Source organism: Noviherbaspirillum soli (assembly GCF_015352955.1).
GTDB classification, from domain to species: Bacteria; Pseudomonadota; Gammaproteobacteria; order Burkholderiales; family Burkholderiaceae_D; genus Noviherbaspirillum_A; species Noviherbaspirillum_A soli.
The window spans coordinates 79,789-94,868 of sequence record NZ_JACYOX010000010.1 but is presented as its reverse complement, the minus strand read 5'-3'; the positions used below and the strand labels follow the sequence as shown (position 1 = coordinate 94,868).

Sequence of the window (15,080 nt, the reverse complement as noted above, 5' to 3'; positions counted from 1 at the left end):
TTTCGGGATGAAGCGCGCGGAGCATCGATGATTTCAAGTACGGCAATGCCATGGACGGCACTCCGGCATCCTCCCAGGCAATAGAGGAGAGCCCGCAGCGTCGCTCTGCGAGGCCTGCCGCCAGGTCCATGCGGATTGCCGCAGTCGTCATCGCCGCAATCGTCGCCACGGCCGGTGCGGCCTACCTGCTGCGCGGGAAGGACAGGGCAACGCCGCACTACGAGACGGCGCCTGCCGACCGCGGCACGATTGCCCCGGTCGTGATTTCGAGCGGCACGGTCAATCCGGTAACCACGGTACAGGTCGGGACCTATGTTTCCGGCGTGATCCAGACCATTTCCTGCGATTTCAATACCCGGGTCAAGGCGGGCCAGTTGTGCGCCAAGATCGACCCGCGCCCCTACCAGAGCCTCGTCGATCAGGCCGACGCGGCGCTGGCGACCGCACGCGCGCAGGTTGCCAAGGACCGCGCGAACCTGGCTTATGCGCAACAGATCCGGGACCGCAATGTCAACCTGCTCGGGCGCGGCATCGTGTCCCAGGAGACGGTCGATACGTCGGTCAATGCCTACCTGCAAGCCGTAGCCCAGCTTGCGCTGGACAAGGCGACGCTGTTGCAGCGCGCCGCCCAACTGAAAGCGGCGCGCATCAATCTGGGCTATACCGACATTGCCTCGCCGGTGGATGGCACCGTGGTGTCACGCAACGTGACCCAGGGCCAGACCGTCGCCGCCAGCTTTCAGACGCCGACGCTGTTCCTGATCGCCGCCGACCTGACCGAGATGCAGGTCGACACCAACGTCAGCGAGTCCGATATCGGAAGGGTCAGGGTCGGCAATGAGGCCGCCTTCACCGTTGAGTCCTATCCCGACCGGCAGTTCCGGGGCCAGGTGCAGCAGGTGAGGCAGGCGCCCCTGACCGTGCAAAACGTCGTCACCTACGACGTCGTGGTGGCCGTGAGCAATCCGGATCTGGCATTGAAGCCCGGCATGACCGCGTCGATGCGGATCACCACCAACCGGGTGGACAATGCGCTGCGGGTCCCGAACCAGGCGCTGAGGTTCAAGCCGGCGCCGCCATCGCTGGCCGCAGATGCCGGCGCCGGTCGTGGCGGCACGCGGCATGCGGCGAACGCCGAGGAGGGCGGCAAGGCGCGCGAGGCGCGCACCGGCGCGGTCTGGGTGCTGGCTGATGGACGTCCGAAGCGTGTTCCTTTGCAGTTGGGCCTGGATGACGATCAGTACAGCCAGGTGCTGGGCGGCGCATTGCAGGAGGGCCAGCAGGTCATCCTGTCCGAGCGCCCGAATGCGCCGGCTCGCGGCCGGCCGCCGGCAGCCGGCATGTTTGCGCCGGCAAGGTGAGGCGATGGAAACCGCCTGCATCGAAGTCAGGAATGCGAGCCGCATCTACCATGTCGGCGATGTCTATGTCCATGCGCTGCGCGGCGTGAGCCTGACGATAGAGCGCGGGGAGTTCGTGGCCATCATGGGTTCCTCGGGCTCGGGCAAGTCGACGCTGATGGCCATACTCGGCTGCCTGGACCGGCCGGACAGCGGCAGCTATCGATTCGAAGGCATCGATGTGGCGCGCCTGACGGAGCCGGAACTGGCGACGATACGCAGCGAGCGACTCGGTTTCGTGTTCCAGAGCTTCAATCTGCTCGCGCGGACCAGCGCCATCGACAATGTCGCCTTGCCGCTGTTCTATGCCGGGTCTTCGGTGACCGATGGCGCCGAGCGTGCTTCCAGGGCACGCGCGATGCTGGCCATGCTGGGCCTGGCGGCGCGTGAAAAGAACACGCCGGCACAATTATCCGGCGGGCAGCAGCAGCGGGTAGCGATCGCGCGCGCGCTCATCAATGCGCCGGCCGTGCTGCTGGCCGATGAACCGACCGGCAACCTCGATACGCAGACCTCGCGCGAGATCATGCAGACGCTGTTGCGGCTCAACCGGGAGGAGGGCGTCACCGTGGTCGTGGTGACCCACGAGCCGGACATTGCCAGCTATTGCCGGCGCGTCGTCACGATGCGCGATGGCGAGATCGTATCCGACCAGCGCAAGGCAGGGGCGGAAGGCGGCGCCGCTGATGAACGGCCGGCGGCGCCGGCCGGCGTCGAAGGAGAGGCGGCGGCGCGCCGGGCCGGACGCGCTGCCTCGCATTGGGCATTCGCCATGATGATCCTGTCGGCGGCGATGCAGGCCCTGGGGCGCAACAAGACGCGCTCGGCGTTGACCATGCTCGGGGTCTTCATCGGGGTGGCCGCACTGATTACGATGATTGCGATCGGTCAGGGCGCCAAGGAGGCGGTGCGCAAGCAGATAGAAAGCCTTGGCACCAATCTGTTCGTGGTGGTGCCGGGCGCGGCCATGAGCGGCGGCGTGCGCGGCGGCTTTGGCAGCGCGTCGACCCTGACGGTGGCCGATGCCGATGCAATCCTGCGCGAGAGCCGCAATGTGCATGCGGTCAGCTACCTGATCCGCCAGTCGGGCCAGGTGCAGTTTCGGGATCAGAACTGGACTACGGCAATCCAGGGCGTGACCCCCTCCTATCCGCCCATCACCAACTGGCATGCCGCCGAAGGCAGGATGCTGGAAAACGATGACCAGCAATCGGCCCGGCTGGTGGCCGTGATCGGCGAGACCGTGCGGCGCCAATTGTTCGGGCCCGCGGTCAGCCCGGTCGGCGCCACCATCCTGGTGCGCGGCATTCCGCTGCGCGTGGTTGGCCTTTATGCGGCAAAGGGACAGACCGCGTTCGGCCAGGACCAGGACGACGTTGTGATGATTCCGTTCAGCACCGCCGAGCGCAAGGTGCTGGGCGTGGCCACGCCCAGCACCTCCGCCGTCGCCAATGCGCAGTATCCGCAAGCGGCGAATCCGTTCGGCCTGCAGCCGCGGCTGACGGGTTATGTGAATCAGATCCAGGTCCAGGCTGCGGGGGCCGCGCAGCTCGATGCCGCCATCGCCGAAGTGAATGCGCTGCTGGCACGGCGGCACCATATCAGGCCGGGGGACACGCCGGACTTCAACGTGCGCAACCTGAGCCAGATTGCCGATGCGGCCGAAGGCAGCAGCAGGATCATGGCGGCGCTGCTGGCCATGGTGGCGTCGATATCGCTGCTGGTCGGCGGCATCGGCATCATGAATATCCTGCTGGTCTCGGTCACGGAGCGAACCCGCGAGATAGGCCTGCGCATGGCCATTGGTGCGCACCGCATCCATGTGCTGCTGCAGTTCCTGGCCGAATCCGTGTTCATGAGCGTGGTCGGCGGCCTGGCTGGCATCCTTGCCGGCATTGCGGCAACCATGCTGATTGCGACGATGGCGAATTGGCCCACGCTCATATCGCCGGCGTCGATCGCGGGCGGCTTCCTGTTTTCCGTGCTGGTCGGTATCTTTTTCGGCTACTATCCGGCGCGCAAGGCAGCCCGCCTGAATCCGATCGAGGCGCTGCGTTATGAATGAAGGCATTGCATGCAGGGCCTCCCGCATCAGCGTCCTCGCCGCCCTGGCCTCGACGCTGGCGCTATCGGCCTGCGCCGTCGGCCCGGACTACGAAGCGCCCGCGCCACCGGCCCGGATGCGCTATACGCCCGACGATCAACGCCAGATTACGGCCGGCGACGCGCCGGCGCAGCAGATACGAAGCGATATCGCGATGCCTTCCTCATGGTGGCAAGCCTTTGGATCTGCCGCGCTCGACAACCTGGTCGCCAGCGCCCTGGAGGCCAGTCCGACTGTCAACAGCGCACGCGCCACGGTGGAGCAGGCGCGCAGCCTCCTGGACGCGGCGCGCGGGGCAATGTATCCAGTGGTGGAGTTCACGCTCAGCGGGCAGCACAGCACCATGGCGGCAAGCGCAAGAGGCGCGGCTGGCAATCGCTACAGCGGCGGGCCGGCAATCAGCTTCCTGCCCGATCTGTCTGGCGGCACGCGGCGGCGCATCGAGTCGGCGCAGGCGCAGCTTGCCTATCAGCAGGCGCAGTGGGAAGCCGCACGGCTCAGCCTGGTCGCCAATATCGTTTTGCAGGCAATCGCGCTGGCATCGGCGCTGGAGCAGATTGCCGCGGTGCGGGACATCATCGCGGTCGACGAACGAAATCTCGAACTGGTCCGCATTTCCACCGGCGCCGGGAAAACGGCCCAGCTCGACGTGCTGACTGCCAGCAGCCAGCTTGCCGCCGACCAAACGCTGCTGGCGCCCTTGCTGCAGCAGGCCAGCATTGCGCGGCATGCGCTGGCAGTGCTAGCGGGGAAGACCTCCGGCGAATGGGCGCCGCCGGAGTTCGACTTCAGCACGCTGCGTTTGCCGGACAAGCTGCCACTATCGCTGCCTTCCGACCTGGTGCGGCGCCGGCCCGATCTGCGGGCCGCGGAAGCGCTTCTCCACGCAGCGAACGCGGCAATCGGTGTCGCCGCTGCGCAGCTTTACCCGAACATCACGCTCAATGCATCGTGGGCAAGGACCGCCAGCAGCCCGGCCGGACTGTTCGGCGGCGCTTCCTCCGTCAGCGTCGCGGCGGATCTCCTGGCCCCCTTGTTCAATGGCCATGCCCTGGCAGCGCAGCGCGACGCCGCGATACATGCTTATGCCGCGACGCTGGAAAACTATGCGCAGGCAGTACTGCAGGCATTCGGCCAGGTGGCCGACCGGCTGGAAGCGCTGGAGCAGGACGGCAGCCTGCTGGCCACGCAGGGCAGGGCGCTGCAGGTTGCGCGTGCCACGCTCAGCCTGACGCAACAGAGCTATGAGGCGGGGCAGGCAAGCCTGCTGCAGTTGCTGACGGCGCAGCGGCTCTACCTGGAGTCGCGTCTCGGAATGGCGCGCGCAAGCGGGCAGCGCTACGCTGACACGGCGCAGTTTTTCGTCGCGATGGGGGGAGAGCGGCCGACCGACGCCAGGCCTGAACCCATGTCGACGGCGCCCGGATGGGGGCGCTGACGGCGCTCCAACGCTGCATTCATGCCGGGACTTGATAGGGCAAAGGGTGAGCTGCAACGGCATGGATCTGCGTGAAAGGCAATCCCGGGAGATGGCGCCTCCAGCCAGCCTCTTCGATTGGTCGATTCCTTGCTGACGTCGCCCAAGAAGCGACCCTGGGCGACGGCGCCATGCCATCGGCGTTGCCGCCGATGCGGGCAATTCACGATGGTCTGGCTGCAAGGCGGGCGGCGGCCGAACGGCTTCGGCTGATGCCCACCGCCTCGGCCAGGATAAGTTGCCCGACAGGCGGGAATTTGCTAGTTGCCGCGATACGTCGAATAGCCGTAGGGACTCAGCAGGAGGGGAATGTGGTAATGCGCAACCGAACCATCCACGCTGAAGATCACCGGAATTTCCGGGAAGAAGGTAACGCCTTTCTGGCTGGCGAACCATTTTCCGGTTTTGAATGTGACCCGGTATGTGCCTGTTTCCAGCTTCTTTCCTTCCGGATAAAGCGCTGGCACCCTGCCTTGCGCATCGGTGACGCCGCTGCTCAATGTGCCCCATTGGGTGCCATTCTGCTTCTCGAGCACAACGTCCACATCGGGCGAAGGCAGTCCGTCCTGCAGGTTGAGGACATGCACGCTCAATGGATTGCCTGCGGCGGGGCCGGCTGCGAACCCGAGGGCCGGCAAGCTCGATAAAGCGACAGCAGCGATAACTGAACAGATATGTTTCATGATGGTCTTCCTTGCTTAGTTTGTGGGAGGTAAAAATTGTCCGACTGCCTGCATCGCGCAATATTCGTCCATCGTGGCGCCGCCGGCCGCGGCCACGCCTATGGCGCCGATCACCTGCCTGTCCGCGACCAGGGGCACGCCGCCGCCGAGCAGAAGCAGTTCATCGATGGTGTTGAGATTGGCGCTGTCTGCGTCGTTGCGTGCACGTTCGGCCAGCAGCCTTGTCGCGGTCTTGGTCGACAGCGCGGTGTAAGCCTTGCGCTGGGCCGCAACCGTGTTATGCGGACCGACATTGTCGTCGCGCAGCAGCGCCACCAGGTTGCCGCCGCGGTCGACCACTGCGGCCACGGCAGTACGGCCCTTTGCATGGCAGGCCGCCAGCGCGCCCTCGACCAGTTGCATGGCCAGTGCCGCCGACACCTCCGAATGCTGCAGCGGCTGCCCGGGCTGGGGAGAAGACGCGGCAAAAGCCGATGACATGCTGAAGGCCAAGCCGGCGGTGACCAGGCGTATTGATAAGAATGACATGATGATTTTCCTTGGCTGAACGGATGACTTGATCTGATGGCGCCATGCTATCGGCTTCCTTCCGTCAATCCGGTTACCTTTGCATTACAGATTTGTAATGGGAAAAACAGGGCGGGCAGGGTAAGCTGCGTTGCTTCATTGGGAATAACTCATGCGCATTCTGGTTGTTGAAGACGAAGAAAAGACAGCGGACTATCTGCAAAAGGGACTCAGCGAATCCGGGTACCTGGTGGAAGTGGCTCTGACCGGGCTCGACGGCCAGCACCTGGTGCATGAGCAGGAATTCGACTTGGTCATCCTGGACGTGATGCTGCCCGGGCTGAGCGGCTGGCAGCTGCTGCCCCTGATTCGCCGCAAGTCCTCGGTGCCGGTGCTGTTCCTGACTGCCCGCGACGCAGTGGAGGACCGGGTCAGGGGACTTGAACTGGGCGCGGATGATTATCTGATCAAGCCGTTTTCCTATGCCGAGCTGCTCGCGCGGGTGCGCACCCTGTTGCGCCGTGGCCCGCCACGGGCGGTCGAGCTTTTCCAGGTCGCCGACCTGCACCTGGACGTGCTGCGGCGGCGCGTCACGCGCCAGGGCGAGCGGATTGCGCTCACCAACAAGGAATTCGCGCTGCTGCACCTTTTGATATCGCGCGAAGCGGAAGTGTTGTCGCGCACCTATATCGCCTCGCAGGTCTGGCAAATGAATTTCGACAGCGATACGAACGTGGTCGACGTCGCCGTCCGCCGCCTGCGTGCCAAGATTGACGATCCTTATCCGGTGAAGCTGATCCACACCGTGCGTGGCGTGGGTTATACCCTCGAGGTGCAGCCTTGAGGCTTTGGCCAGGCGCGCTGAGCCTGCGGCTGGCGCTGCTGTTCGCGCTGAGCAGCGCGCTGCTGCTGGGCGGCATCGGGCTCTACCTTTACCAGTCCCTGGAAAAGGAGATTGCATGGCTCGATGACCAGGCGCTCGCGGGACGCGTCGACCGCATGCGTGCCCTGATCGATGACACCGAGAGCCTGGAAGCGCTGCGCAGCCGGCCTCAGCTCTATGGCAACATGCTCGGCAATCGCGACAGCATGCTGTGGATTATCGACGATCGCGGCCAGGTGCAAATCGAGATCAATCCGGCCGGCTTCCAGGTGCCTGCGCTGCCGCGCGGGGACGCGGATGTACGCTGGCAGACCATACGCACGGGCATGCCGGCAAGGCTCGCCTGGATGCGCGTGCCAGGCCGCGACGGTAGCCTGACCCTGATCGCCGGCAAGCTGTTGGGCGAGCGGAACCAGATGCTTTCCGTGTACCGGATGAAACTGGGGCTGGCCCTGGGCGCGGGCGCGCTCCTTGCCTTTGGACTGGGTCTGTCCATCAGCCTGAACGGGATGCGGCCGGTGCGCGAGCTGGCTGAACGGGCGGCCGCCATCGATTCGCAGCATCTCCATCTGCGGCTGGACGAAGCCAGTGAGGCGACAGAGTTGCGCGCCCTGCGGTCTGCGTTCAACCAGATGCTGTCGCGCCTGGAGGCAGGCTTTGGCCAGCTTTCGCGTTTTTCCGAGGACCTGGCGCATGAAATGCGCACGCCGCTCGGCAACCTGATGGGCCAGACCCAGCAGGCCCTGGCGCGCACACGCACCATCGATCAATACCAGAGCCTGCTGGCATCGAATCAGGAAGAATATGAAAGGCTGGCGCGCATGATAGACAGCATGCTGTTCCTGGCCCGCAGCGAGCAGCCTGCGGTCGTTGTCAGGCACAGCGGCATTGATCTCCATGACCTGGGAGAGCAGTTGTGCGACTACTTCGAAGGCCTTGCCGAAGAGCGCGGGATGCCGTTGATGAATCGTGCGCAAGGCATGATCAGCGCCGACCCGGAGCTTCTTCGCAGGGCGCTCGCCAACCTGATAGCCAACGCCCTGCGCTACGGGGCGGAGAGAACCCTGGTCCTCATCGATAGCGCGTTACGAAATGGCCAAGTGGAAATCAGCGTTTGCAATCGGGGCGATGCAATCGCGCCGGAACATCTGCCGCACTTGTTCGAGCGCTTCTACCGATGCGACGCGTCACGCAACCAGCCCGGGGATTCCGGTGGACTGGGCCTGGCAATCGTCCGCACCATTGCACAGCTGCACGGCGGCAGCGTCTCGGTCCGCAGCGATCCCGATGAAACGCGCTTCACGCTGATCCTTCCCGCACGCGCCGTTCCCGCATGTTCCGCCATCTCGCGGGAGACGGATGATCACGAGGCCGCAAGCGGCGCATCGGGCTAGGCTTTGTCTGATAAGGCCGCAATCCTGCCGTAGCGACGAATCATCGTCAGCCCGGTGCTTTCCAGGCAGCGGATCGCCGGTCGTTCCACACGGTTGCCGCAGCACATGCTTGCATGAGCTCATCAACATAGCGCCCAACGAGGCTTCGGCGGCGTTCTCTTATTGACTCTTTACTGCCATTGGTAGAAATCAATGCGCCTTCTGAACGCGGTATTCATGTCGTCATGTCGTCATGCCGGCATCTTCATCGTCCGACAGATGAAGGGTTGTTGCGCAAGGCAATATCTGGCGAAGACTTCTCGGGACCGGTGCACTTCTGCGGCCAAGCCCCCTCCAACCCTGGACTTGCACCATCTGTAGCAGCCAGACCGCCGAGTCTTGCTGCTGCGGCAGACAGGCATCGCTTTCAGCGCAGAGCTTGCTAGGGAGATTGCGGATGAAAGATAGTGATACAAACGCCGTCCCATCAAAGCCTTCCCGTCCGATTGGCCACGACCCGGCAAACGCAGGGCGCAACGCCGCCAGGGACAGCGATGGATTCCAGGCCGCGGGTCGCACCGCGCAATGGTTTTCCTGGATCCTCGGGCTCGCAACCCTTGTTGCCGCCATTGTCCTTGCACTGCACTTCTCGGAAGAACGGGAATTCGTGCGCATGGCGGAAAGAGCCCAGCCATGGTGGCTGCTTGTCGCATTCGTCTTGCAGGGGGGAACCTATATCGCCCAGGGCAGCATCTGGCGCATGGTTCTGCATGCTGCCGGGCATATGGTGCCCTCGCTGGTTGCATTCAAGCTGAGTATCGCGAAGCTGTTTATTGACCAGGCTCTTCCATCGGCCGGCCTCAGCGGAACCGTGGTTGTCGCGCGGGCATTTGCGCTGCGCGGCATTTCCCGCGCCACGGTCATGGCATCGGTCGTCATCGACGGTGTCTCTTACTATGGCGCCTACGTCCTCACGCTCGCTGTCGCGCTCGGCATCGCCATAGTCGGCGAGAACGTGAATCCGCTCATCCTGGTGCCAGCGGTATGCCTGGTCCTGTTCGCCGTGGTCCTGGTAAGCGCCGCCCTCGTCTTTGCCGGGCGCAAGGGCGGCGCGCCCCATTTCCTGATGCGCATTCCCCTGCTCGAAAGGGCGATTGCGCTTCTCGGGGAAGCCGATCCGGCCCTTGCCCGCAGCGCTTCGCTGATCATCAAGGGGGTCTTGTATCATCTTCTGATAACGATGCTGGACGTGTCGACCGTGTGGGTCCTGATCTGTTCATTCGGTGAAATCCCTTCCTTTACCAGCGTATTCATGAGCTTCATTGCGGCCACCCTGCTGCGGACCATCAGCATCGTGCCGGGCGGGCTAGGGGTATATGAGGCAACGTCGGTCCTGACGCTGCAGCACGCTGGCATTTCACTTCCTGTGGCGCTGGCGGCGACCCTGTTATTCCGTGGATTGAGCTTCTGGCTTCCAATGCTGCCAGGCCTCTTCTTTTCCCGCGCCATAACCAGCGCGAAATGAATGTTCCCGTGCCGCGATCTGGTCTTGGCGAAGAAATGGCTTCTGTTCTCCGCCTTTTCGCTTGTGAAGGCCCGCATCGCAAGACGCGAACGGTTCATGGGCATTGGCCAGGTGCCGACGATGCCATTGTTCTTCGCGCACGCTCATGCACGGGAAGAATTCACGCATCCTGAATCGACATTTCATCCTCATGGCCGGCGCGAGGCAATTTAGAAAAAATAGCCATAAATTAGTCCTTTATCTCGGGAAAATGCCTTTTAGGGATTAAATAAAGGCTTTTAATGAGCCAGGACGGCGCCCGGCTGCTACACTGGCTTCCCTGTCCCCAACCACACACCCATGCTCGACTTCGGCTTCGCAAGCGAACTGGAAATCCGCCTGGAACTGGGCAGGCGCTTGCGCGCCCAGCGCCTGGCGCAAGGCCTGTCCCAGGTGGAAGTGGCGCAACGGGCCGGGATCGGCGTCAATACCCTGAAGCTTCTCGAAGGCAAGGGCAAATGCACCTTCGAGAATTTCATGCGCACCGTCCTCGCCCTGGGGCTGGCGGATGAACTGCAGTCGCTGCTCTTGCTGAAGATCGACTCGATCGCCCGGATGGAGCGGGCCGAGCAGGCCAGCCGGATACGCGCACCGCGCGCCAGGCGCCGTGCCGGGGAAGACAAATGAAAAAGCTGGCGGTGTTCTTCTGCGGCTGGGGGCAGCGCTGGCCGCTGGCCACTCTCGCCGAGAATGGACAGCATCTGCTCTTCGAGTATTCGCCGGAAGCCTTGAGCCGGGGCATCGAACTGTCGCCGCGGCATCTGAAGCTCCGGGCAGGCGCTTATGGCGGCTTTCCCGGATACCAGTCGAGGCTGCCGGGCCTGGTGGCCGATGCCCTGCCCGACGGCTGGGGCTTGCTGCTGACGGACCGTTTCTTCAGCAGGCATTTCAAACGCCAGCCGCATCAGTTGTCGCCGCTGCACCGGCTTGCCTTCCTGGGCGACCGCGCGATGGGCGCGCTGACGTTTGAACCAGCCGTGGACGGCACCCTGGAAACGCCGGACCTGGAACTGCTGGCGCTGGCCAGGGAAGTGCAGGCCGTGGTGGCCGACCGCGACACCGCCGCGCTGAAGCAGTTGCTGGTGCTGGGCGGCAGCCCGCAGGGCGCCAGGCCCAAGGTGCTGGTGCAGTACGATGTCGCCGCCAGCGCGGTCAGCACCCGCAGCGATGCGCCAGGCACGCCGTGGCTGGTGAAATTTCCCGGCAGGCACGAGCACCGGGAAGTCTGCGCCATCGAGGCCTGCTATGCCTGGCTTGCGCAGGCGTGCGGCCTGGACATGCCCCGCACCCGCTATTTCGACCTTGGCCCGCGCCATGCGGCCTTCGGCATCGAGCGCTTCGACCGCGAGGATGGCATGCGCGTGCCGATGCACAGCCTGGCCGGCGCCCTGCATGCCGACTTCCGGCTGCCGGGCGTGAGCTACCAGACACTGCTGCGCGCCACCCGCCTTTTCACGCACAGCGAGCGCGAGGTGGAAAAGGCCTTCGAGCGCTGCGTGTTCAACGTGGTTTTCCATAACCGCGACGATCATGCGAAGAACTTTTCCTTCCGCATGGACCATACCTGCTCGTGGAAGCTCGCGCCCTGCTATGACCTGAGCTATTGCGAGGGTCCGGGAGGCGAGCACCAGATGGATGTCGAGGGCGAAGGGCGCGCGCCCGGCCGGGCGCACCTGATGCGCCTGGCCGCGTCCAACAGCCTGGACGCCGCATGGGCCGCCGCCACGATCGATCGCATTGCCGGCGTGGCCGGCGAATTCGGCACGATCTGCAAGGACTATGCAATACGCCCGGCCACGCGCCGGCAGATGTCACGCTCGATCGAGGCCAACCGCGGGCGCATGGCCTGAGGCGCCTGGCAGCGCTGAACACTGCGCCTGATCAGGTCATTGCCGGGGCATCGGGTTTCTAATCCCTATCTGGAGCAATGAAGCGCCAGCGCAAATGCCGTCCATGGTCGCCAGACAACGCCTGCCGGAAGCACAGACCGGCGCCGCCCGCCGGCCCAGGCCGCGCCGGCTGGCCTGTCTGCCGCCGGCATTGGCCGCCCTGCTGTGTGCCTGCAGCGAGAGCAGGCAGCCGTTCTACCAGGGCTATATCGAGGGCGAGTTCCTTTATCTTTCCGCGCCGCAGGCCGGCTATCTCAGGTCGCTGGACGCGCTGCGCGGCAGCCGCGTGGCGCCTGGCCAGGCGGCCTTCGCCCTTGCCGGCGACCCGGATGCGGAATCGCTGGACGAAGCGCAGGCACGGGTCGCTGCGGCCCGGGAGCGGCTGGCCAATCTGGCCGCGCCGCGTCGCCAGCCGGAAATCGCGGCGCTGGAGGCGAACCTTCGCGCGGCACAGGCCAGCCTGTCTCTTGCGCAAAGCCGCCTGGGCCGGCAGCAGTCGCTGGCGGAGCGTCATTTCGTTTCCCCGGCCAGCCTGGATGAAGCGCGCAGCCAGCGCGACCAGATGCAGGGCCAGGTGGACGCGGCGCAGCAGCAGCTCGCTACCTACCGCGCCGCGCTGGGCCGCGGCGCCGAGGTGCGCGCGGCGGAAGCGGACCTGCTGGCAGCCCAGGCCCAGGCTGCGCAGATGCGCTGGCGGCTGGAGAGCAAGACGGTCAGGGCGCCGGCCGCCGGTGAGATCAGCGAGACCTACTACCGTGCCGGGGAATGGGTGGCTGCGGGCGCACCGGTGGCCAGCCTGTTGCCCGACCAGCGCCGCCGCCTGCGCTTTTACGTCCCCGAAACCGCGCTCGCCCGCCTGCGGCCCGGGCTGACGGTCGAGGCCGGCTGCGACGGCTGCACCCAGCCGATCCGCGGCACCATCGATTTCATCGCGCCGCAGGCCGAATATACGCCGCCGGTGATCTACAGCCGCGGCAGCCGGGAAAAGCTGGTGTTCCGGGTGGAAGCCGTGCCGCTGCCGGAACAGGCCGCCCGGCTGCGGCCGGGCCTGCCGATCGACGTGCGCATCCTGGAGCGCTGACGTGACGTCGCCGCTGGTGATCGATGTGGCCGGCCTGAACAAGCATTTCGGCAACCGGCACGTGGTGAAGGACCTGGCGCTGCAGGTGCGGGAGGGCGAGATCTTCGGCTTCCTGGGGCCCAATGGCAGCGGCAAGACCACGTCGATCCGCATGCTGTGCGGCCTGCTCGCGCCCGACAGCGGCAGCGGCACCTGCCTGGGCATGGACGTAATGGCCGACAGCGCCCTGATCAAGCGCCAGGTCGGCTACATGACCCAGCGCTTCTCCCTGTGGGAAGACCTCACCGTTGCCGAGAACCTGGACTTCATCGCGCGCATGTTCGGCATGCGCGGCCGGCGCGCGGCGGTCGACGCGATGCTTGCGCGGCTCGGGCTGGCGGACCGGCGCGGCCAGCTGGCCGGCGCGCTGTCGGGCGGCTGGAAGCAGCGGCTGGCGCTGGCCGCATGCCTGCTGCACCAGCCGCGCCTGCTGCTGCTGGACGAGCCGACCGCCGGCGTCGACCCGCGTGCCAGGCGCGACTTCTGGGAGCAGATCCATGGACTATCCGCCAGCGGCGTCAGCGTGCTGGTGTCCACCCATTACATGGATGAAGCCGAACGCTGCCACCGGCTGGCCTATATTGCCGACGGCCGGCTGCTGGCCTCGGGCACGGCGCAGGAGGTGGTGGAGAGCCGGCGCCTGCATACCTGGGAAGTCAGCGGCGACATCCCGCCAGGCCTGGCGCAGTCGCTGCGCAGTCTTCCGGGCGTGGAGCTGGCAAGCAGCTTCGGCGCCACGCTGCATGTCAGCGGCCGCGACGCTGCCGGTCTGCAGGCCAGCCTGGAACAGGCATTGGACGGCACGGCGCTGGCGATGAAGGAAATTCCCGCATCGCTGGAAGATGTGTTCATCGACCTGATGCAGCGCAGCGGCAGCACCGGTTCCCAGGGCGCAGCCCGATGAAGCGCCATGTCCTGGCCTTTTCCCTGTCGCGCTGGCTGGGCATCGTGGTCAAGGAATTCATCCAGTTGAAACGCGACCGGCTGACCTTCGGCATGATCGTCGGCATTCCATTGATCCAGTTGCTGCTGTTCGGCTTCGCCATCAATTCCGACCCCAGGAACCTGCCCACCGCGGTGGTGATGGCCGACCCCGGACCTTTCGCCCGCTCCTATGTCGCGGCGATGGCGGCCAGCGGCTATTTCCGCATCGTGGGCAGCGTCGACGAGGGCCAGGCAACGCGGCTGCTCGACCAGGGGCGCGTGCAATTCGTCGTGACCTTTCCGCCCGGCCTGCACCGCGACCTGGTGCGCGGCACGCCGGCGGTGGTGCTGGTGGAAGCCGATGCAACCGATCCGATGGCTACCGGCGGCGCGATCGCGGTATTGAACCAGCTCGGCCCGAACCTGTTCGCCCCCGACCTGCCCGGGAAGCAGGTCCAGCCAGCCCAGTCGGGGCGCACGCTGGAGCTGCGGGTGCACCGCCGCTACAACCCTGAAGCCATTACCGCCTACAACGTGGTGCCGGGCCTGCTGGGGGTGATCCTGACCATGACCATGGTATTGATGACAGGCCTGGCAATGACGCGCGAACGGGAACGCGGCACCTTCGAAAATCTGCTGGCGACGCCGGCCACGCCGCTGGAAGTCATCACCGGCAAGATCATCCCCTATGTGCTGATCGGCCTGGTCCAGGTCAGCCTGATCCTGCTGGCCGCGCGCTGGATATTCAACGTGCCCATGCATGGCAGCCTGCTCCTGCTGTACGCCGTGGTGTTGCTGTTCATCTGCGCCAACCTGACGCTGGGCATCGCCTGCAGCTCGATTGCGCGCAACCAGCTGCAGGCGATGCAGATGACCTTCTTTTTCTTTCTGCCCTCCATGCTGCTGTCCGGCTTCATGTTCCCGTTTCGCGGCATGCCCGAATGGGCGCAAGCAGTGGGCAGCCTTCTGCCATTGACCCATTTCCTGGTGCTGGTGCGCGGCATTCTGTTGAAGGGCAATGGGCTGGCGCTATTGTGGCCGCAGATCTGGCCGCTGCTGCTGTTCACGGCGCTCGTGCTGGCGCTCGGGCTGAAGACTTACAGGCGCACGATGGATTGAGATAAGGGCATAAAAAAACCCGCTCCGTGAGCGGGTT

At 65.1% G+C, this 15,080-nt stretch carries 13 protein-coding genes; 11 read left to right on the top strand and 2 right to left on the bottom strand.

Going from position 1 to position 15,080, the window contains the following annotated elements; translation table 11 throughout:
* Positions 1 to 128 precede the first annotated feature (128 nt).
* The 3 genes from IGW04_RS10200 to IGW04_RS10190 are packed head-to-tail and all read left to right on the top strand — an operon-like array spanning position 129 to position 4,942.
* Positions 129 to 1,361 (top strand): efflux RND transporter periplasmic adaptor subunit, encoded by a 1,233-nt coding sequence (locus IGW04_RS10200; RefSeq protein ID WP_228526978.1) that lies wholly within the window; start codon positions 129 to 131, stop codon positions 1,359 to 1,361.
* Positions 1,362 to 1,365: 4 nt separating this feature from the next.
* Positions 1,366 to 3,465: an ABC transporter permease gene (locus tag IGW04_RS10195; protein WP_194712964.1), complete on the top strand. Its 2,100-nt coding sequence runs from the start codon at positions 1,366 to 1,368 to the stop codon at positions 3,463 to 3,465.
* Positions 3,458 to 4,942: an efflux transporter outer membrane subunit gene (locus IGW04_RS10190; RefSeq protein WP_194712963.1), complete on the top strand. Its 1,485-nt coding sequence runs from the start codon at positions 3,458 to 3,460 to the stop codon at positions 4,940 to 4,942. Before IGW04_RS10195 ends, IGW04_RS10190 begins: the two co-directional genes overlap by 8 nt.
* A gap of 299 nt (positions 4,943 to 5,241) precedes the next feature.
* Here the strand turns inward: IGW04_RS10190 and uraH are convergent, their stop codons facing one another.
* Positions 5,242 to 5,664: a hydroxyisourate hydrolase gene (uraH, locus tag IGW04_RS10185; protein ID WP_194712962.1), complete on the bottom strand. Its 423-nt coding sequence runs from the start codon at positions 5,662 to 5,664 to the stop codon at positions 5,242 to 5,244.
* 15 nt (positions 5,665 to 5,679) lie between these two features.
* Positions 5,680 to 6,192 (bottom strand): GlcG/HbpS family heme-binding protein, encoded by a 513-nt coding sequence (locus IGW04_RS10180; protein WP_194712961.1) that lies wholly within the window; start codon positions 6,190 to 6,192, stop codon positions 5,680 to 5,682.
* A gap of 151 nt (positions 6,193 to 6,343) precedes the next feature.
* Here IGW04_RS10180 and IGW04_RS10175 point away from each other — a divergent pair, with 151 nt between their 5' ends.
* The 8 genes from IGW04_RS10175 to IGW04_RS10140 all read left to right on the top strand — a co-directional run bounded on the left by IGW04_RS10175 (position 6,344) and on the right by IGW04_RS10140 (position 15,043).
* Positions 6,344 to 7,015 carry a heavy metal response regulator transcription factor gene (locus IGW04_RS10175; protein ID WP_194712960.1) on the top strand — a complete coding sequence of 224 codons (672 nt, stop codon included), beginning with the start codon at positions 6,344 to 6,346 and terminating at the stop codon, positions 7,013 to 7,015.
* Positions 7,012 to 8,448, top strand: coding sequence for a heavy metal sensor histidine kinase (locus IGW04_RS10170; protein ID WP_194712959.1), 1,437 nt, complete (start codon positions 7,012 to 7,014; stop codon positions 8,446 to 8,448). The genes IGW04_RS10175 and IGW04_RS10170 overlap by 4 nt, the downstream gene beginning before the upstream one ends.
* Positions 8,449 to 8,884: 436 nt before the next feature.
* Positions 8,885 to 9,952: a lysylphosphatidylglycerol synthase transmembrane domain-containing protein gene (locus tag IGW04_RS10165; protein ID WP_194712958.1), complete on the top strand. Its 1,068-nt coding sequence runs from the start codon at positions 8,885 to 8,887 to the stop codon at positions 9,950 to 9,952.
* A gap of 339 nt (positions 9,953 to 10,291) precedes the next feature.
* Positions 10,292 to 10,618 (top strand): helix-turn-helix domain-containing protein, encoded by a 327-nt coding sequence (locus IGW04_RS10160; RefSeq protein WP_194712957.1) that lies wholly within the window; start codon positions 10,292 to 10,294, stop codon positions 10,616 to 10,618.
* Positions 10,615 to 11,841, top strand: coding sequence for a type II toxin-antitoxin system HipA family toxin (locus IGW04_RS10155; protein ID WP_194712956.1), 1,227 nt, complete (start codon positions 10,615 to 10,617; stop codon positions 11,839 to 11,841). The genes IGW04_RS10160 and IGW04_RS10155 overlap by 4 nt, the downstream gene beginning before the upstream one ends.
* Before the next feature lie 103 nt (positions 11,842 to 11,944).
* The gene (locus IGW04_RS10150; protein ID WP_194712955.1) at positions 11,945 to 12,961 is read left to right on the top strand and encodes an HlyD family secretion protein; all 1,017 of its coding nucleotides are present in this window, start codon (positions 11,945 to 11,947) and stop codon (positions 12,959 to 12,961) included.
* A gap of 1 nt (position 12,962) precedes the next feature.
* The gene (locus IGW04_RS10145) at positions 12,963 to 13,904 is read left to right on the top strand and encodes an ABC transporter ATP-binding protein (protein ID WP_194712954.1); all 942 of its coding nucleotides are present in this window, start codon (positions 12,963 to 12,965) and stop codon (positions 13,902 to 13,904) included.
* Positions 13,901 to 15,043 carry an ABC transporter permease gene (locus IGW04_RS10140; protein ID WP_194712953.1) on the top strand — a complete coding sequence of 381 codons (1,143 nt, stop codon included), beginning with the start codon at positions 13,901 to 13,903 and terminating at the stop codon, positions 15,041 to 15,043. The genes IGW04_RS10145 and IGW04_RS10140 overlap by 4 nt, the downstream gene beginning before the upstream one ends.
* Positions 15,044 to 15,080: the final 37 nt, after the last annotated feature.

What these genes read in the sequence shown, in the direction of transcription:
- IGW04_RS10200 (WP_228526978.1), top strand. Translation starts at nt 129, where the DNA reads ATGCGGATTGCCGCAGTCGTCATCGCCGCAATCGTCGCCACGGCCGGT.
- IGW04_RS10140 (WP_194712953.1), top strand. Translation starts at nt 13,901, where the DNA reads ATGAAGCGCCATGTCCTGGCCTTTTCCCTGTCGCGCTGGCTGGGCATC.
- IGW04_RS10160 (WP_194712957.1), top strand. Translation starts at nt 10,292, where the DNA reads ATGCTCGACTTCGGCTTCGCAAGCGAACTGGAAATCCGCCTGGAACTG.
- IGW04_RS10165 (WP_194712958.1), top strand. Translation starts at nt 8,885, where the DNA reads ATGAAAGATAGTGATACAAACGCCGTCCCATCAAAGCCTTCCCGTCCG.
- uraH (WP_194712962.1), bottom strand. Translation starts at nt 5,664, where the DNA reads ATGAAACATATCTGTTCAGTTATCGCTGCTGTCGCTTTATCGAGCTTG.
- IGW04_RS10150 (WP_194712955.1), top strand. Translation starts at nt 11,945, where the DNA reads ATGGTCGCCAGACAACGCCTGCCGGAAGCACAGACCGGCGCCGCCCGC.
- IGW04_RS10190 (WP_194712963.1), top strand. Translation starts at nt 3,458, where the DNA reads ATGAATGAAGGCATTGCATGCAGGGCCTCCCGCATCAGCGTCCTCGCC.
- IGW04_RS10155 (WP_194712956.1), top strand. Translation starts at nt 10,615, where the DNA reads ATGAAAAAGCTGGCGGTGTTCTTCTGCGGCTGGGGGCAGCGCTGGCCG.
- IGW04_RS10175 (WP_194712960.1), top strand. Translation starts at nt 6,344, where the DNA reads ATGCGCATTCTGGTTGTTGAAGACGAAGAAAAGACAGCGGACTATCTG.
- IGW04_RS10180 (WP_194712961.1), bottom strand. Translation starts at nt 6,192, where the DNA reads ATGTCATTCTTATCAATACGCCTGGTCACCGCCGGCTTGGCCTTCAGC.
- IGW04_RS10195 (WP_194712964.1), top strand. Translation starts at nt 1,366, where the DNA reads ATGGAAACCGCCTGCATCGAAGTCAGGAATGCGAGCCGCATCTACCAT.